General features: G+C 70.6%; 13 protein-coding genes, 1 tRNA gene and 3 pseudogenes. 5 read left to right on the top strand and 12 right to left on the bottom strand.

Annotated elements, in window-relative coordinates:
* Window positions 1–1,015 precede the first annotated feature (1,015 nt).
* Window positions 1,016–1,318 (top strand): annotated as a pseudogene (locus FBZ33_RS33670) (tyrosine-type recombinase/integrase); the annotation flags it as partial.
* Between the two features lie 80 nt (window positions 1,319–1,398).
* Here FBZ33_RS33670 and FBZ33_RS00755 read toward each other — a convergent pair.
* Window positions 1,399–1,475 (bottom strand) — tRNA-Thr (locus FBZ33_RS00755).
* 144 nt (window positions 1,476–1,619) lie between these two features.
* Here FBZ33_RS00755 and FBZ33_RS00750 point away from each other — a divergent pair.
* Window positions 1,620–3,362, top strand: a complete 1,743-nt coding sequence (locus FBZ33_RS00750) for a metallophosphoesterase (protein ID WP_141907637.1) — start codon at window positions 1,620–1,622, stop codon at window positions 3,360–3,362.
* Window positions 3,363–3,465: 103 nt separating this feature from the next.
* On the opposite strand, the pseudogene FBZ33_RS00745 reads toward FBZ33_RS00750, so the two are convergent.
* Window positions 3,466–3,675: pseudogene (locus tag FBZ33_RS00745) on the bottom strand (regulatory iron-sulfur-containing complex subunit RicT); the annotation flags it as partial.
* A 214-nt stretch (window positions 3,676–3,889) separates the two neighbouring features.
* Here FBZ33_RS00745 and FBZ33_RS00740 point away from each other — a divergent pair.
* A complete protein-coding gene (locus FBZ33_RS00740; protein ID WP_141907636.1) occupies window positions 3,890–4,372 on the top strand; it encodes a GNAT family N-acetyltransferase in 483 nt (160 codons plus the stop codon).
* Window positions 4,373–4,426: 54 nt separating this feature from the next.
* Here the strand turns inward: FBZ33_RS00740 and FBZ33_RS33165 are convergent.
* The 8 genes and pseudogenes from FBZ33_RS33165 to tmk all read right to left on the bottom strand — a co-directional run.
* Window positions 4,427–4,639, bottom strand: a pseudogene (locus tag FBZ33_RS33165) (regulatory iron-sulfur-containing complex subunit RicT); the annotation flags it as partial.
* 20 nt (window positions 4,640–4,659) lie between these two features.
* Entirely contained in the window at window positions 4,660–4,791 is a 132-nt protein-coding gene (locus FBZ33_RS33160; RefSeq protein WP_255508672.1) for a hypothetical protein, read from the bottom strand.
* A 97-nt stretch (window positions 4,792–4,888) separates the two neighbouring features.
* Window positions 4,889–5,749 (bottom strand): regulatory iron-sulfur-containing complex subunit RicT, encoded by an 861-nt coding sequence (locus tag FBZ33_RS00725; RefSeq protein WP_099849985.1) that lies wholly within the window; start codon window positions 5,747–5,749, stop codon window positions 4,889–4,891.
* A 312-nt stretch (window positions 5,750–6,061) separates the two neighbouring features.
* Window positions 6,062–6,742: a hypothetical protein gene (locus tag FBZ33_RS00720; RefSeq protein WP_141907635.1), complete on the bottom strand. Its 681-nt coding sequence runs from the start codon at window positions 6,740–6,742 to the stop codon at window positions 6,062–6,064.
* Window positions 6,742–7,047: a type VII secretion target gene (locus tag FBZ33_RS00715; protein WP_088951180.1), complete on the bottom strand. Its 306-nt coding sequence runs from the start codon at window positions 7,045–7,047 to the stop codon at window positions 6,742–6,744. The genes FBZ33_RS00720 and FBZ33_RS00715 overlap by 1 nt, the downstream gene beginning before the upstream one ends.
* Window position 7,048: 1 nt before the next feature.
* Window positions 7,049–7,378, bottom strand: coding sequence for a YbaB/EbfC family nucleoid-associated protein (locus FBZ33_RS00710; RefSeq protein WP_053659404.1), 330 nt, complete (start codon window positions 7,376–7,378; stop codon window positions 7,049–7,051).
* 145 nt (window positions 7,379–7,523) lie between these two features.
* A complete protein-coding gene (locus FBZ33_RS00705; RefSeq protein ID WP_141907634.1) occupies window positions 7,524–8,789 on the bottom strand; it encodes a DNA polymerase III subunit delta' in 1,266 nt (421 codons plus the stop codon).
* The gene (gene tmk, locus FBZ33_RS00700; RefSeq protein ID WP_255509095.1) at window positions 8,789–10,879 is read right to left on the bottom strand and encodes a dTMP kinase; all 2,091 of its coding nucleotides are present in this window, start codon (window positions 10,877–10,879) and stop codon (window positions 8,789–8,791) included. The genes FBZ33_RS00705 and tmk overlap by 1 nt, the downstream gene beginning before the upstream one ends.
* 317 nt (window positions 10,880–11,196) lie before the next feature.
* Between tmk and FBZ33_RS00695 the strand changes: the two genes are divergently transcribed.
* On the top strand, window positions 11,197–12,405 hold the full coding sequence (locus FBZ33_RS00695; protein ID WP_099849979.1) for an amino acid deaminase/aldolase: 1,209 nt from the start codon (window positions 11,197–11,199) through the stop codon (window positions 12,403–12,405).
* Window positions 12,406–12,437: 32 nt separating this feature from the next.
* Here FBZ33_RS00695 and FBZ33_RS00690 read toward each other — a convergent pair whose 3' ends face one another.
* Window positions 12,438–13,043, bottom strand: a complete 606-nt coding sequence (locus tag FBZ33_RS00690; protein ID WP_088951177.1) for a TetR/AcrR family transcriptional regulator — start codon at window positions 13,041–13,043, stop codon at window positions 12,438–12,440.
* Between the two features lie 226 nt (window positions 13,044–13,269).
* On the opposite strand from FBZ33_RS00690, the gene FBZ33_RS00685 reads away from it, so the two are divergent.
* Window positions 13,270–14,586, top strand: coding sequence for a D-arabinono-1,4-lactone oxidase (locus tag FBZ33_RS00685; protein ID WP_141907633.1), 1,317 nt, complete (start codon window positions 13,270–13,272; stop codon window positions 14,584–14,586).
* Between the two features lie 127 nt (window positions 14,587–14,713).
* On the opposite strand, the gene topA is transcribed toward FBZ33_RS00685, so the two are convergent.
* Window positions 14,714–17,542: a type I DNA topoisomerase gene (topA, locus tag FBZ33_RS00680; protein ID WP_141907632.1), complete on the bottom strand. Its 2,829-nt coding sequence runs from the start codon at window positions 17,540–17,542 to the stop codon at window positions 14,714–14,716.
* Window positions 17,543–17,693: the final 151 nt, after the last annotated feature.

The raw sequence follows: 17,693 nt of genomic DNA, 5'->3' as shown, positions 1-17,693 counted from the left end.
GGGGTTGCTCTGACCGGCCAACTGCGGCGCACCGTAACAGGCGGTTACGACATGGAAGGTCCTAAGCCGGGGATCAGAAGAAGATCGCGGCGGCCTGATGGGAGGCCATTAGCCCTGTTCAGAGGGTCTGCCGCCGTCTGGGGATGCCGACCGGGATCGGGTGGCTTGGCTGCACCGCTGGCTATACAGCCATTGGCGTCCGCATCGTGCGCTTCGGCGCTGGTCGCGGCGCCTCAGCGGTACAGCTCGCCGGGGTATGAGTCCAGCTGGCCGCTGTTCCGCTTCACCATGAGGTGATACTGCGGCCTGCGGTGCTCAGCTAGTCGGTGGTCCTCAATCCAGACCGTCTCTCCGGCTTGGACCAGGACAGGGCGCTCGGGCACGAGATGATGCCACTCGGTAATCAGCGTCAAGCGGTCCGCCTGCTCAGGCACCCCCCTGTACGGCCTGCTCACGCCGGGACCGATGTATCGGTTCTTCTTGCTGATGTGTCCCCCGTTCGGTGGCCCGTCCGTCACGGTGCCACACGGCTCAGGAAGGGTGGAGTCCGTCATCGTCCACCGATGACCGCTGGTTTGGCTACTCGGTTGGCTGCTCGACTTTCAGTCGCTTGTGATGGCCATCGAGTAGGTCAACTGCTTCTCGCAAGCTGCACCCGCGCTGTTCACGGATCAGGACAAGAGCTTGTATGTTCCGTCCGGCCCGAATCAGCTCATCAAGATCCTGGTTATCCATCCCGTCAGGATCCCCGACCGACCCGCCGGCTGAGCTGACGCCTCGCTACAAGTTCTGGGCGCTCCGTTTGGCGGCGTCCGTCCGTGTCCGCGACCTCGGACGACTGTTCGCGCCCGTCGGCTGGCGGCTGCCCGCGTCCCAGCCCGTTGCTGTCATCGTTGCTGTCGACAGCTGGTGAGAGACTCCCTGCCAACGAGGCCGGTCGTCGCGCAACTATCGATCTTTACGTGCCTGGGAGAATGACCAGAAACACCAGGCAACGGAACGGTTCGACGCCGACCACTGGGCCGACCTGGGTCTGGTCTTTGCCACGGCCGTCGGCACACCTATCCACCCGCGTAACGACTACCGGTCGTTCCGCGACATCATCCGGCGGGCCGGCCTACGGCAGGTTCGTCTTCACGACCTGCGGCACACGGCGGCCAGCGTCCTTCTCACCCAGGGCGTACCCGACCGTGTGGTGATGGAGATCCTCGGTCACTCTCAGATCAGCGTCACTCTCAACATCTGTGCACACGTGGCCCCTGAGGCCACGCGGGAACCTGCGGCACGGCTGGAAGGGGCGCTGTGGTCCGGTGAGTAGCTTGGCTGCTCGACCTCCCGACGGCAGGCAAAAGGCCCAGGTCATGATCGGCAATCAAGCCGGTGACCTGGGCCTTTCAGTGGAGCCGCCTGACGGAATCGAACCGTCGACCTACGCATTACGAGTGCGTCGCTCTAGCCGACTGAGCTAAGGCGGCAACGATCAGCAAGTGTACGGCACCACCCGCCCACCGCTCGAACGGGATACCCCTGGCAGTCCCGCCGTCGCCAACCGGACATCGGCCGCCATCTAGCCGTTTACCGGACAGCGGGTGATCGAATGCGGGACTACGCTGCGGCGGGTGAGCGACGAACGCGACGATTCCCCCCACCAGGAGCGTCCTGCCCGCCCCCCGGGTGGCGAACGCGCCGCCCACCGTCCGCGTAGCACCGACCCGCTGGAGCTGGGCTTCACACCGCGCAAACCGGTGCCGTGGCTGGCGCCGTTCCTGCTGATCAGCACCGGCATCCGTACGCTGCTGGCCGTGCTCTTCGGGGCGTACCTGGACAAACGCGAGTTGCAGAACGCGTTCGGCGACGACGTCTTCCGCCAGGTCGGGCCGGACGGCGGGCTGTGGCTGGACTATGTGGCCGACCTGGGCGACGGGTTCAACGCCACGTACTCGGTGGCGTACCTGCTGGCGCAGCCGGAGCTGACGGTGGACGGGCACCGGCTGGCCCGGGCGCAGACACTGGTGATGGGTGGCGACCAGGTGTACCCGTCGGCGGCCTACGCCTCGTACGAGGACCGGTGCAAGGGCCCGTACCAGGCCGCACTGCCGGTGGCACCGCCCGAGAAGCCCACGCTCTTCGCGGTGCCGGGCAACCACGACTGGTACGACGGACTGACCGCGTTCCTGCGCCTGTTCGTCCGCTCCCGGGACCGGAACTTCGCCGGGTGGCGCACCGGGCAGTCACGGTCGTACTTCGCGGTGGAGTTGCCGGCCGGCTGGTGGCTTCTCGGCGTGGACGACCAGTCCGGCTCGTACCTGGACGACCCGCAGTTGGCCTACTTCGACGAGGTCGCCCGGCAGCTCGGCCCGGAGTCGAAGGTGATCATCGCGGCGCCGGCGCCGACCTGGGTCAAGGCGGCGGACAACCCCACGGCGTACGACTCGATCGACTACTTCATCCGGACGATCATCGACCCGACCGGGGCACGGGTGCGGCTGCTGCTCTCCGGCGACCTGCACCACTACGCCCGCTATTCCGGGCCGGACCGGCAACTGATCACGTGCGGCGGCGGCGGGGCGTATCTCTACCCCACGCACAAGCTGCCCGAGCGCATCGAGGTCCCACCGCGGGACACGCTGGCCCGCCGGGCCAGCTCGGCCCAGCCGTACGACCTGGTGGCCCGCTACCCGGACGCGGCCCGCTCCCGGCGCTACGGCTGGGGCATCTTCACCCGGCTGCCGTTCCGCAATCCCGGCTTCACGACTCTGCTCGGGACCCTGCACACCCTCCTCATGCTGGCCATGGCGGGTGCCACCGCGAACTGGGCAGACAGCACCAATCAGCGGCTGTTCAGCGTTCCGCTGGTGTTGATGGTGCTCGTGACGGTGCTGGCGGCGATTCTGTTCGCCAAGCCGCCCAGCGCGAGCGGCAAACGCCACGCACGGCATGGCATCCTCGGTGTCAGTCACGGCGTGGCGCATGTGGCCCTGGCGGCGGCCGGCACCTGGGCGTGGTTGGCGCTGCCGTTCTACGACTGGCCGTGGCCGCTGCCGGCGGTCGCCGCGGCAGTTCTCTACGGCCCGGTGATCGGCCTGGTGGCCAGTCAGCTGGTGGCGGCGTACCTGTTGGTGGCTGGGTCGTTCGGGGTGAACGTCAACGAGCTCTTCGCTGGGCAGGGCATCGAGGACTCCAAAGTGTTCCTGCGGATGCGCATCGACCCGGACGGCACGCTCACGATCTACCCGATCGCGGTGGACCGGGTCTCCCGTGACTGGCAGGTGAACCCCGACCAGTCCCCCACCCAAAGCTGGCTGACCCCGAAAGCCCGCCTGATCCCCCGCCTACCGGAACCCCCCACAGTCCTGCACTAGCCGCCGCACCCCACCCCCTCCCCTCTCCTTCCGTTGACCATGAAGTTGTTGCCCCGACACGCCGGTCTGGTTGGCAATAACTTCATGATTAACGGGGACAGGGTCAGGGGGTGTAGTGCTGGTCGTGGGCCTGGCGGGGGGCGCAGACGGAGGCGCGGGAGCAGGAGCAGCGGGAGCCGTCGGCGTCGAGCCGGACCGTCACCGCGTCGCGGGGAACGCTGTGGCCGACCACCCGGCCGTCGCCTTCGGGTGTGGAGACCCGGCTGCCGACCGCCGGGGCTGTCTCCTGAAAGCGCTGGTAGAGCGGATACTCTCACTTCGCGGGAAGCATTACTAACCCTGCCATCCCGCCGCACTGCACAAACAAATGCGGTTGCGGTGCCCGTTAGGATTCTGCCCATGAGTTGCTTTGCTGCTCGGCGCACCCGCCGCTGAGGGTCGGCTCGCCGCCGTTCCCGGCCGCTAGCTGACCCGCCTGATGCTCGATTTGTCGGCTTCAGCACTTCAGCTTGAGAGGCACCTCAGATATGCGTATCCGCTCATTTCTTCAGCATGACCTTGCCCAGCTCACCGAATTGACCATCGAGACGTTCGGGCCGTTCTACGAAGACTCTTTCCGACCTCTTGTCGGCGAGTTTGTCTTCGCTAACCAGCACGGTTCCTGGCGCGAGGACTATGTCCAGCAAGTCGCCAAGCTGCACGACCCCGATCAGCACCGATACATCGCGGTCGCTGAGTTCGACGACACCATCGCCGGCTACGTGGCCTGGTCGGTGGAGCCGTTGCGGAGAAATGCCAGCATCACGATCCTCGCCGTGTCCGCGAGGCACCGCCAGCAGGGGGCGGGTACCAGGCTGTGCGAACACGCGTTCAGCGCGATGCGCGGACTCGGGGCTGAGGTCGTCACGATCGGCACGGGTGGCGACGGATTCCACGCGCCCGCCCGAGCTCTCTACGAAACGCTCGGTTGCACCGCACTGCCAGTAGCCGTCTATTACCGGGAACTCTGATCTGGCGCGGGGCGGGTTGCGGTAACGCACCCCGCCCCGTGTCGCGTGTTCAAATCAGCTCTCGGTGTATCGCTCGTCGTGCGCCTGCCTCGGCCCGCAAACCGAAGCGTGCGAGCAGGAGCACCGGGAGCCGTCGGCGTCCAGGCGGACAACCACGGAATCCTTGGGAACGCTGTGCGCGACCACTCGGCCATCGCCCTCAGGTGTCGTCACCCGGGAGCCGACAGCCGGAGCAGATGCCTGAAAAGTCTGATATGGGGGATGCTCTCACTTGGCCGGAGACAGCATTACCTGACGCCTTGGTAAGCCAGTTCTCGGTCACCGTTGACGGCGTCGTAGCCGCGCCGCTGCAGTTCTTTGCAGACCGAGGTCTTGCCGGTGCCGGAGACGCCTTCGATCAGGTAGTTCCTCAGGCCCATCGCCGGATGCCAACCACCGAGGTGAGACGAATGCTGTCCCTCCTGGCCGCTCGGTCATCGCAAGGATTTGCGACCGTGAGCGAGGAGGCACCCCCGATCATCGCGCCGCACCCTCCGGGCCCAACTGGTCACTGCTTTCGTAGGCGCGGCGGGAACCGCAGACGTCGGCGCGGGAGCACATCGAACGCGAGCCGTCAGCGTCCAGGCGGACGGTCACCGCGTCTCTCGGGACGCTGTGGCCGACCACACGGCCCTCTCCTTCCGGCGTGGCGACGCGGGCGCCAATGGCCGGCGCAGACTCGGCAAATCTGGCATACAGCGGATGTTCGTACTTGAGGCAGCACATCAACCGGCCGCACGCCCCGGAGATGCGCAGCGGGTTCAGCGGCAGGTCCTGGTCCTTCGCCATTCGGATGGTCACCGGCTCGAAGTCGGTGAGGAACGTGGCGCAGCACAGGTCCCGACCGCAGGAGCCGATGCCGCCCTGCACCCGCGCCGAGTCGCGGGCGGAGAGCTGACGCAGCTCGACCCGACAGTGCAGGGTGGCGCCGAGGTCACGGACCAGGGAGCGGAAGTCCACCCGGTGCGGCGCGGTGAAGTAGACGGTGCTGCGCTCGCCGCCACCCTCGGCGGAGCCGAGCACGTGGTCGACGGCCACCACCTTCATCGGCAGGCCGTGCGAGCGGATCAGCCGTTTCGCGGCGACCTTGGCCTCGGCCTTGCGGCGACGCAGCGCCTCGTCCCGGCGCAGGTCGTCGTCGACGGCCAGGCCCACCAGGCGGGGGAAGCCGTCGGTCTCCTCGGTGACCCACTGGGCGGCCCACACGCACTCCGCCACCTCGGGCCCGTCGTCGGTGGGCACCAGCACCTTGTCGCCCACCTGTGGGCGCAACTCGCCCGGGTCGAGGTAGTAGAGGCGCCCGTACCGGTTGAAGCTGACCGCGCAGAGCATGCCCATACCCCCACCCTACGACGGTCCCGGGCCGAGGGGCACGTCGGCCGTCGCCGGACGACTACGCCCCGCTGCATTCACGACCGTCGACTTGACCTATTGCCGGGCGGCCCGTCGTGCCGTTGCTCCTCGACCGGACGGTTGATTCCGGGCCCGGGCACGAGACAAGACGCACCCCGGAGGCGTTGAGTGGAGGCATACCTGCGGGGGGTGCAGGGGGAAGACCACGGCGTCGCCGTGGGGCCGGCTCAGGTCAGGCGCCCGCGAGCGACGCCGTGGCCTGTCCGGGACCTGGTGACCCCCTTCCGGGGGATCTGGCTACCAGCCGACCCGGGTGGGCTGGTCGTAACGGGGTCGCCCGTCCACCGGCGGTCGCCACGCCGCCTCGGCGAGACTCGGCGCCCACTGACGCAGCAGCGTCTCCGCCCCGTCGTACGCGACGCACAGCACCGCCAGCACCCGCGCGCCGATCTCGGCAGCGTCGGCCACACCGGGCCCGATCGGCCCGGGGCGCGTCGACACACCGGCGGCGGTGGCGGAGACCACGGCGACCGCCTCGGCCGAGCGGAGCACGTCGGCCAGCGTCCGGGCCAGCGCGAGACGGCTCCCCTCCACCCAGTCGGCTAGCGCGTCGGCGTAGCCGGCCGTGGACTCCAGTCGCCCGACCAGGCTGTCCGGCCCCTCGTCGAGGTGACGCAGCAGTGCCGCCCGCTGCTGCCCGTACGCGGTGGCGGCCGGACCGGACCAGAGCAGCCCGTCGGTGAGCGCGGCGGAGACGTCGTCGTACCCCCGGACCAGCCGGCGCACCGCGTGCCCGGCGCCGGCGAGCGGCGCGGGATGAAGGTCGAGGAAGCTGCGGACGGCGTCGCCCGGCAGCACCTGCATCCGGCGCAGCAGCGGCCAGATCCGGTGCCCCTCGGGGACACCCGCGGCGATCAGCGCGTCCACCCGGCGCAGCAGGTCGAGGCCGGGCTCGGCGAGCCGGTCCAGCGCGTCCATCAGGGCTCCCCGACGAGCCGGCGGCGGGCCGCCCGGTCGACTTCGGCATAGCGGTCGGCGGCCTCCCGCACCGCCGCCGCGGCGGCGGACAGTCGACCGGCGGCGGCGCGGGCCTCGCGGGCCCGGTCGTCGGTGGCGGTGGTCCACTGCCGGTGCAGCGCGCGACCGATCTCGCCGGGGCGACCCGGGGCGTCGGTGCCGAACGCGGCCTGGGCCGGGTCGGTGGCGGTGACGGTGTGCGAAACAGCGGTGAGCGTGGCGCTCGCCTCGTCCAGCCGGGCGGAGAGCGCGCGCAGTGTGTCCATCTCAGGCTCCCGCGAGCGGTCGGTAGGCGGCGAACGTCTCGTTGTGCAGCTTTTCCCGGGCCCACTCGGCGGCATCGGCCGCTGCGGTGACCGCGGCCTGCACGGAGCCGGCCACATCCCGAGGGCTGCGGCTGTGCAGCGGCCCGAGGAAGCGGACGTCGGTGATCCGCCCACCAGCGGTGACCACCACCTCGACCAGACCGTCCGGCGACCGGACGGTCACCTCGACGGTGGACACCGCCTGGTCGAACTCGGCCTGGAGCGACTCGATCCGGCGGTAGCGCCGCACCGCCTCCTCGATCCAGGCTTCGTCGATCTCCCCCCGCGGCATCGGCCGACTCCTCCCGGTGATCCCTCACTCAGCGTGCTGCCACCGTCACCACGGCACACCGGACCGTACCGCACAGCAATTGCGTGTGTCGATGCCTGTGGATGACCAGTCCGGCGAGCGGGACCAGGGCCTCCGAGGGTGCGGGTCAGCCCTTCCAGAGGGCGAGCATCATCGCCTCGACCGCGATCCGCGGTTTGACGTTCGCCTCGATCGCCGCTCGGCAGGCGAGCACGGCCTCCAATCGCCGCAGCGACCCCTCGGCGTCCCACTTCTGAGCGCCAGCGCCGGCCAGCGCGGCGGTGTCGGTGTGCACCGGGGCGACGGGCGCGCGCAGCGCCATGGTGAGCGCGTCCCGGTAGAAGCCTGCCAGGTCGACCAGCGCCCGGTCCAGGGCGTCCCGCTGGGCCCGGGTGGCCCGCGACTTCTGCCGCTTCTCCAGCTCCTTGAGCTGGCCGGCGGCACCCCGGATCGCGCCGGACGCGCCCCGCCCGGTGCCGCCCGCGCCGAGCGCGGTCTCCAGCGCCGCCCGTTCGGTCGTGTCGGATTCGGTGACCGACGCCTCGGCCTCCGCCTCGGCTGCCTCGATCAGCGCGGACGCCGCGTCGAACGCCGCGCCGACACCGGTCAGCCGGCGCGGCACCGCGAGCACCGCCTCGCGCCGCTTGCGGGCCTCCGGGTCGCGGGCCAGGCGGCGGGCCCGGCCCACGTGCCCCTGCGCGGCCGCCGCCGCCCACTGCGCCACGTCGGGCGCGATGCCGTCCCGACGGACCAGCACCTCGGCCACCGCGGTGGCCGGCGGCTGCCGCAGGGGTACGACCCGACAGCGCGACCGGATGGTCACCGAGATGTCGTCCGGGTGGGTGGACGGGGCGCAGAGCAGGAAGACCGTACGCGGCGGAGGCTCCTCGATCGCCTTGAGCAGCGCGTTGCCGGCGGCCTCGGTGAGCCGGTCGGCGTCCTCGATGACCACCACCTGCCAGCGCCCGCCGGACGGGGTGCTGGCCGCGCGGAGCACCAGCGCGCGCATCTCACCGACGCCGATGGAGAGCCCCTCCGGCACCACCAGTCGGACGTCGGCGTGCGTGCCGCCCATCGTGGTGCGGCAGCCGGGGCACTCGCCGCAGCCGGTGCCGTGCACGCACTGGAGTGCGGCGGCGAACGCCCGCGCGGCGACCGAGCGACCGGAGCCGGGCGGGCCGGTGAAGATCCAGGCGTGCGTCATCCCGGTGGACGGGTCCACCCCGGCGGGCGCGCTCGCGGGCTCGGCAGCGCTGGCCGGGCCTGCGGCGACCAGCGTCGGTGCCCGGTCGACCGCACCCGCGCGCAGCACGGCGGCCGCCGCGGCGGCGGCCCGGCGCAGCTCGGTGACCGCCTCGTCCTGACCAACCAGGTCAGCGAAGACGTCCGGCATCAGGTCTTGTGCTCCATCGTCACCAGCTCCGCGTCGGATAACTCAGGCTGCACCGACGTGTCCGGGCCCTGCGCCGGCCGGGGGTGCACGATGCCGCCCGGCTTGCCGAGCATCTCCTCGACCCGGCGGACCACCTGCCGGTTGATCTCCTCGACCGACCGGGACGCGTCGAGCACCAGGTAACGCTTCGGGTCGGCGGCGGCGAGGTCCAGGAACGCGTACCGGACCCGCTCGTGGAAGGCGACCGACTCGGCCTCCAGCCGGTCGGTGCCGGTGTTGCGTGAGGCCACCCGGGACAGGCCGGTCTTCGGTTCGACGTCCAGCAGCACCACCAGGTCGGGCTTGAGCCCGCCGGTGGCCCACGAGGACAGCCAGGACACCTCGTCGACCGGGAGTGTCCGCCCCGCGCCCTGGTACGCCAGGGACGAGTCGACGTACCGGTCGCTGATCACCACGCCACCCCGGACCAGTGCGGGCCGGACGACGGTGGCCACGTGGTGTGCCCGGTCGGCGGCGTAGAGCAGCGCCTCGGCGCGCGGTGACGGCGCGTCGTCGCCCGAGGTGTCCAGCACGAGAGACCGAATCCGTCGGCCGACGCCGGTCGCACCCGGCTCGCGGGTGACCACGACCTCGCGTCCGTGGCCGCGCAGCCGCTCGGCGAGCGCGGTGAGCTGGGTGGACTTGCCCGCACCCTCGCCACCCTCGAAGACCACGAAGAGCCCGGCGGAGACGAACGGCTCGGCCGGCATCAGCGGACGGCCCCGGATGGATCCCCAGAGGTCGGCGAGGACCGGCACGCCCTTCTTGTCGTCCATCTGGCCGAAGGCGCTGATCCCGGCGAAGATGCCGGCGGCACCGGCGGCGAGCAGCAGCAGTCGGGTGGAGGACACGGAGATGCCGAGGTCGGCGATGGTCAGCTTGCGGGAGCCGCCGACGCCGACCAGCACGCTGCTCAGCCCGATGGCCAGGATCAGCACCAGCCGAGTGCCGATCTGCACCACCGCGAAGACCCGGCCGCGCACCTCGTCGGCCACCTCGCCGCCCAGCAGCGTGGTGCCGGCCAGGAAGGCCATGCCGGCGCCGGCGCCGACCAGCACCGCACCGACGATCGCCATGGACAGGTGGATGGCGAAGGCGAGGGTCATCACCGCGGCGCTGGCCAGCACGATGCTCATGCCGAACCAGCGGCGCCGGGACATCTCCTTGACGACCATCGGGCCGAGCCCGATGCCGAGCGCCAGACCGACGAAGATGGCGCCGAAGAGCAGCGAGAACGCGGCGTCGCCGGCGCCCAGCGAGTTGGCGAAGAACTTGGCAGTGCCGACCACGATGCCGCCACCGGCGAACGCGCCGAAGATGCCCAGCACCAGGCCACGGACGAGCGGGGTCTCGCCGATGTACTTCCAGCCCTGGGAGAACTGCCGGAACATGCTCTGCTCGGAACGCTCGGCCTCACCGCGCTGCGCCTCGCTGATCTCCTTGATCCCGAATGCCACCACCAGTGCGGTGGCGAGCCGGGAGAAGGAGTTGATCCAGAGCGCGAGCTGGGCCGGCTCGGCCCAGGAGGGCAGGTCGCCGCCGACGGCACCACGGACGCCACGGTCGAGCACGGCCAGGCCGATGGCGGCGGCGATCGGGGTGAGGCCGTACGTGGTGATCAGGGTGAGCTGGTTGGCCGCCTCCAGCCGGGCCCGCGGGATCAGGTTGGGGACCGCGGCCTCCTTGGCGGGGATCCAGAGCAGGGTGAGCGACTCGATCAGGAAGGTGGCGATCAGCGCCCAGCCGACCACCAGGCCGCCTGGGGCGCCGGAGAGGGCGTAGAGCGGAATGGAGGCGAAGAGCACGAAGCGCAGCAGGTCACAGATGACCATCGTCCAGCGCCGGTCGAACCGGTCGGCGAAGACGCCGGCCACCGGGCCGAGCACCAGCGCGGGCAGCAGCCGGATCGCGGTGACACCACCGAACGCGGCGCCCTGGGCGGTGCTGCCCTGCACCTGCGAGGCGGCGAACAGGGCGGTGGCCAGCAGGCCGAGCCAGTCACCGAAGGAGGCCGCGCCGAGCACGATCCAGAGCCGCCGGAACGGCCGGATGCGCAGGACGGAGCGGATCGCGGCATAACCGGACGGATCAACCTGACCGCCGTTGGGCTGCTTGGCGGCGTTGCCCGACTGGTCACCCGAGCGCGACACGCCGGGCGACTCGCCGCTGTTCTGGCTTTCGATGGCCGTACCTCCACGTGCCGGCCCATCGCTGGGCACCTCCGGTGGAACACTCTAGACCCGGTGGGGGGCCACCCCACGGGCGACATTCTCCTGCTCGCTGAGCCTAGGCCGCCGGAGGTACCGGCCGCAGCCCGGACGTACGCGAGGGTATTTCGCATTCTCCGTCGGACAGTTAGCGTGCATACGTGGCCATCGAAAGCGACAAACTTCGCGAGCGCCTGGATCGGGCGACCGCACACCTCGACCCGCCGTACGCGGTGGTCGACCTCACGGCCTTCGACGCCAACTCGGCCGCCCTGGCCGACCGCGCCGCCGGCAAACCGGTCCGGCTGGCGAGCAAGTCGGTCCGCTCCCGGGAGTTGATCAACCGGGCGCTCGCCCGGCCCGGCTGGCGGGGCGTGATGGCGTTCACCCTGCCCGAGGCGATCTGGCTGGTCCGTGCCGGTGTCAGCGACGACGTGCTGGTCGCGTACCCGAGCGTGGACCGCGCGGCACTCGCCGAGCTGGCCGCCGACCCGGCTCTGGCCGCCGCGATCACCCTGATGATCGACGGCACCGGGCAGCTCGACCTGATCGACGACGTGCGCGCCCCCGGGCAGCGCGCCGAGCTGCGGCTCTGCCTGGACCTGGACGCCTCCTGGCGGCCGATGCGCGGGCGGGTGCACGTCGGCGTCCGCCGCTCACCGGTGCACAGCGCACGGGCTGCCGCCGCGCTCGCCGCCACCGTCGCCGGGCGGCCGGGCTTCCGGCTGGTCGGGCTCATGTCATACGAGGCGCAGATAGCCGGCCTGGGTGACGCGCCACCGGGGCAGACGCTGCTGGCGGGCGCGATCAGGCTGGCCCAGCGCGGGTCGTACCGCGAGTTGCTGGCCCGCCGGGGTGCGGCGGTGGCCGCGGTACGCGAGCACGCCGACCTGGAGTTCGTCAACGGCGGCGGCACCGGCAGCGTGGCGGCGACCAGCGCCGATCCCGCGGTCACCGAGGTCACCGCGGGATCGGGCCTGTACGGGCCGACGCTGTTCGACGCTTATCGCGCCTGGCGGCCCACCCCGGCGGCGTTCTTCGCCTGCGCGGTGGTCCGCCGGCCGACGCCGGAGTTGGCGACGGTGCTCGGCGGCGGCTGGATCGCCTCCGGCCCGGCCGCCGACAGCCGGTTGCCCCGACCGTGGCTGCCGGCCGGGCTCAAGCTGGTCGGCAGCGAGGGCGCCGGCGAGGTGCAGACCCCGTTGTCCGGCGCGGCCGCGGCCACCCTCCAGGTCGGCGACCGGGTGTGGTTCCGGCACGCCAAGGCTGGGGAGCTGTGTGAACGGGTCAACGAGCTGCACCTGGTCGAGGGGGACGCGGTGGTGGCGACCGTCCCGACCTACCGGGGTGAGGGGCAGGCGTTCCTCTGACCTGCCGCCCGCCCCGGGCCGGCCGACACGGGTCAGGCGGGCTGGGCCACCTCGACCGGTTGCTCGGCGGCGACCCGACCGCTGTCCGGGCCGTCGACCTGGCGATGCAGATACTCCCGGATCAGTGCCTTCGCCTCGAGCAGCACCCGCTCGTCGCCGTCGGACCTGCGCCGGAACGCGAGCTTGATCAGCGCGTCCGCCGCCTCGACCGCGATCTCCAGGACGAAGCGCAGCTTCGGTACGTCGGTGAGCCCGAAACGTTCGGTGAGCACCCGGGCCAACTGGTCGGCGATCACGCCGTTGTTGTCCCGCTGCTCGTCGAGCAGGTGCAGGTCGACCACGTCGCCGAAGTGCAGGGTACGGAAGCCGGGCACGGTGCGGTGCATCGAGATGTACTCGTCGATCCCCGCGTCGACGCCGTCCCACCAGTGGGTCATCTCGTCCGAGGCGAACCGCTCGTCGAGGCGCTGGAGGTAGGACTCCATGGTGCGCAGGGTCAACGCCTGCACGATCGCCCGTTTGTCCGGAAAGAACTGGTAAACCGACCCGATCGCCACTTCGGCTCGTTCGGCGAGCAGGGTCGTGGTCAGCCCCTCGTACCCCACCTCGTCGACGAGTTCGGCGCAGGCATCCAACATGCGCTGTACCCGCGCGACACTTCGACCCTGCACCGGTACGCGGCGCAGCGGCCCGGTCGTGGCGGCTGGTGTGGACACTCGGCGCCACCCCCCTTCGACGGATGAACATATCTCCACGTCACGAGTCCGTGACTACCGGTACAACGAGCGGATCGCAATTGCGGTATTTACCAGCTAGAACGTTCCTGATATGAAGTCAGTTCATATTCATGAATGAGGAGCGCGCATGGTAGGCACCGCATCGCTCACCGCCAAATGGTCCAACTGGGCCGGCAACCAGCGTGGCAGCGCCACCGCCATCCTGCGCCCCGGCTCGCCGACCGAGGTCGCGGAAGCTGTCCGATCGGTCGCGGCCGACGGCGGTCGGATCCGGGTCACCGGCAGCGGTCACTCGTTCACCGCGGTCGCGCTCGCCGACGACCGACGGATGGAACTGTCCGAGCTGGACAGCACCGTCAGCGTCGATGTCGCCCACCGACTGGTCACCGTACCGGCCGGAATGACTCTGCACGCGCTCAACGGCCTGCTCGCCCGGCACGGCCTCGCGCTGCCCAACCTCGGGGACATCGACGCCCAGACCGTCGCAGGGGCGATCTCCACGGGCACCCACGGCACCGGCGCCGGCTACGGGTGCCTGTCCACCTTCGTCGAGGCGATCACCCTGGTCACCGGCACCGGCGAGGTGCTGCGCTGCTCCGCCGACGAGAACCCGGACGTCCTCGCCGCCGCCCGGGTGTCACTCGGCGCGCTCGGCGTCCTGGTCGAGGTCACCCTGCGCTGCGTGGACGCCTTCGTCCTGCACGCCCACGAACGCCCGGCCGAGATGGCCGACGTGCTCGGCGACCTGACCACCCTGATCGGCGGGCACGACCACGTCGAGTTCTACTGGTTCCCCTACACCTCCCGGGTGCAGGTCAAGACCAACGACCGGGTCCCCGCCAACGACCGACCACTGCCCCGCTGGCGCGGCTGGTTGGACGACGACTTCCTGTCCAACACCGTCTTCGCGGGCGCCTGCCGACTCGGCCGGGCCATGCCCGCGCTGGCACCGGGAATCAGCGCGGTCTCCGCCCGCGCCCTGACCGAACGCCACTACACCGGCCGCTCCGACCGGGTGTTCTGCACCCCGCGCCGGGTCCGCTTCGTGGAGATGGAGTACGGCCTGCCCCGCGAGGCGCTGCCCGAGGCGCTCGCCGCCCTCCGGCGGATCGTGGACGGGCTGCCGTTCAAGGTGCTCTTCCCGGTGGAGGTGCGATTCACCGCCGCCGACGACATCTGGCTCTCCCACGGCTACGGGCGGGACAACGCCTACATCGCCGTGCACCAGTACGTCGGCATGCCGTACGAGCCGTACTTCCAGGCCTTCGAGAAGGTGGCCGCCGAGCTGGGCGGTCGTCCGCACTGGGGCAAGCTGCACTACCGCGACGCCGCCTCGCTGGCCGACGCGTACCCCCGCTTCGCGGACTTCCAGGCCGTCCGCGACCGGCTGGACCCGCACCGGGTCTTCACCAACCCGCACCTGACCCACGTCCTCGGAGTCTGACGGCCCGGCCGGGTGCGTTTGATCCACTCGGTTTCCCGGAAGTCGGGGTATCACCAGGCTTCGGATACCCCGATTTCCGGGAAACCGAGTCGGTCTTCGGTCGTGTGTGAGTGGACTCGGCGCGGGGTCACTCCGTGCTGGTGGCCGCCTTGCGCGGGGTGGCCTTCTTCGCCGGGGCCTTCTTGGTCGTCGCCTTGGCCGTCGTGGTCTTCTTCGCGGCCGTGGACTTGCTGGCAGCAGCCGTCTTCTTCGTCGCCGTGGCCTTCTTGGCGGGGGCCTTCTTCGCCGCCGCCTTCTTCTTCGGCGCCGGGCCCTTCGCCCGCTTCTCGGCCAGCATCTCGGATGCTTCCTCGATGGTCAGCGCCTCGGGAGTCTGCCCGCGCCGCAGCGACGCGTTGAACTCCCCGTCGGTGACGTACGGGCCGAACCGACCGTCCTTGATCACCATCGGCTTCTCGGTCGCCGGGTCCACGCCCATCTCGCGCAGTGGCGGTGCCGCCGCCCGCCGTCCACGTGCCTTCGGGGCGGCCAGCAGAGCCAGCGCCTCGTCCAGCGTGACGGTGAACATCTTGTCCTCGGAGTCCAGCGAACGGAACTCCTCACCCTGCTTGACGTACGGGCCGTAGCGGCCGTTGTTGGCGAAGACCTCGACGCCGTCCGGCGCGACACCGATCAGCCGGGGAAGGCTGAGCAGCTTGAGCGCCTCCTCCAGGGTCAGCGAGTCCGGCGTCTGCGTCCGCAGGAGCGACGACTTCCGCTCACCGCTGGACACGTACGGGCCGAACCGGCCGGACTTGAGCACGATCGGCTCGCCGGTCGCCGGGTCGTCGCCGAGCTTGCGCTCGCCGCTGCCGCCGAGGAACAGCTCGTGCACCTTCTCCGGCGTCAGCTCGTCCGGGGCCAGGCCCTCCGGGATCGGCGCCCGGTCACCCTGGGAGCCGCCCTCCTCGCCCTCGGCGGCCGGTGCTGGCTGCTCGCCGCCGGGCAGTTCCCGTTGCAGGTACGGCCCGTACCGGCCGACGCGCACCACGACCTCGCGGCCGTCGTCGTCGGTGAAGAGCGGGATGGAGTTGACGCTGCGGGCGTCGATGTCGCTGAGGTTCTCGGTGACCAGCTTCTTGAGCCCACCGGAGCGGGCGATGTCCTGGTCGCCGGCACCGTTGGAGCTGCCGAAGTAGAACGCGGTGAGGAAGTCGACAGCGGCGTGGTCACCGCCGGCGATCTCGTCGAGCTCGTTTTCCATGGTGGCGGTGAAGTCGTAGTCGATGAGGCGGGGGTAGTGCCGCTCCATCAGCCCGATCACCGCGAAGGCCAGGAAGGTCGGGATCATCGCCTGGCCGCGCTTGGTGACGTACCCCCGGTCCTGGATCGTCTGCATGATCGACGCGTAGGTCGACGGGCGGCCGATGCCCAGCTCTTCCAGGGCCTTGACCAGCGACGCTTCGGTGTAGCGCGACGGCGGCTGGGTGTGGTGGCCCTGCGCGGCCAGTTCGTCGGCGGTCAGCGGCTGGTCCTTGACCAGGGTCGGCAGCCGGCGCTCGGCGTCCTCGGCCTCGGCGTTCTCGTCGTCGCTGGACTCGACGTACGCGCGCAGGAAGCCCGGGTCCGTGATCGTCTTGCCGGTCGCGCCGAAGTCGGCTTCCTCCTGGGAGGTGGAGACCGCCCGGATCCGCACCGAGACGCTGGAGCCGACCGCGTCGGTCATCTGCGAGGCGATCGTCCGCCGCCAGATCAGCTCGTAGAGCTTGAACTCCTCGGTCGACAGCTCCTTGGCCACCTCACCCGGGGTGCGGAAGTTGTCCCCCGCCGGGCGGATCGCCTCGTGTGCCTCCTGCGCGTTCTTCACCTTGCCGGTGTAGCGACGCGGCTCCGGCGGCACACTGCGCTCGCCGTACAGCTCGACGATCTGCCGGCGGGCCGCCGAGATGGCGGTCTCCGACAGGTTCACCGAGTCGGTACGCATATAGGTGATGTAGCCGTTCTCGTACAGCCGCTGCGCGGTGCGCATCGTCTGCTGCGAGGACAGGCGCAGCTTGCGGGCCGCCTCCTGCTGGAGGGTCGAGGTGATGAACGGCGCGTACGGGCGGCGACGGTAGGGCTTCTCCTCGACCCGGGTGACGGTGAACGGCCGTCCGTCGAGTCGGGCCGCGAGACCCCGGGCACCACTCTCGTCGAGGTGGACCACCCCGGCGCCGGCCCGGACCCGACCGGTCGTCGGCTCGAAGTCCTTACCGGTGGCGATCCGGTCGCCGTTCAACGCGATCAGGGTGGCGTTGAAGGCGCGCGGGCCCTCGCCGGCGTTGGCCACGGCGAGGGTGGCCAGGATGTCCCAATACTCGGCGGTGCGGAAAGCCATCCGCTGCCGCTCCCGCTCGACCACGATGCGGGTCGCCACGGACTGCACCCGGCCGGCCGAGAGCCTCGGCATGACCTTCTTCCACAGCACCGGGGAGACCTCGTAGCCGTAGAGCCGGTCGAGGATCCGCCGGGCCTCCTGGGCGTCGACCAGGTCGCGGTCGATCTCCCGGGGGTTGGCCACGGCCGCCTGGATCGCCGGCTTGGTGATCTCGTGGAAGACCATCCGCTTGACCGGGACCTTGGGCTTGAGCGTCTCGACCAGGTGCCAGGCGATCGCCTCGCCCTCGCGGTCCTCATCCGTCGCCAGGAAGATCTCGTCGACTTCCTTGGCCAGCTTCACCAGCTTGCTGATCTGCTGCCTGCGGTCGGCGGAGACGACGTAGAGCGCCTGGAAGCCGTTGTCCACGTCCACCCCGAGACGGGCCCAGGGCTCCTTCTTGTATTTGGCCGGCACGTCGGCGGCGTTGCGCGGCAGGTCGCGGACGTGACCGAAGCTGGCCTCCACGACGTACCCCGGGCCAAGGTAGCCCGAGATCGTCTTGGCCTTCGCCGGTGACTCGACGATGACCAGACGGGTGGTTCCAGCTTCGCTTGGCACGTCTCTCCCCGACCTCACTCCTGCTCGTGGCCTTCCGGCGCCCGGACAGCGACCGCTTTCGACCCCCGCCGTCGCACCGGCGGTCCGGATGTCCAACGTAACGCGCCGCCCGCGTTTCGGGTTTCGCGGGCCGCAATCCGCTTCAACGCGG

This window comes from Micromonospora sp. A202, assembly GCF_006715105.1.
Classification (GTDB): domain Bacteria; phylum Actinomycetota; class Actinomycetes; order Mycobacteriales; family Micromonosporaceae; genus Micromonospora; species Micromonospora zamorensis.
This window is presented reverse-complemented; position numbering and strand designations above follow the sequence as displayed.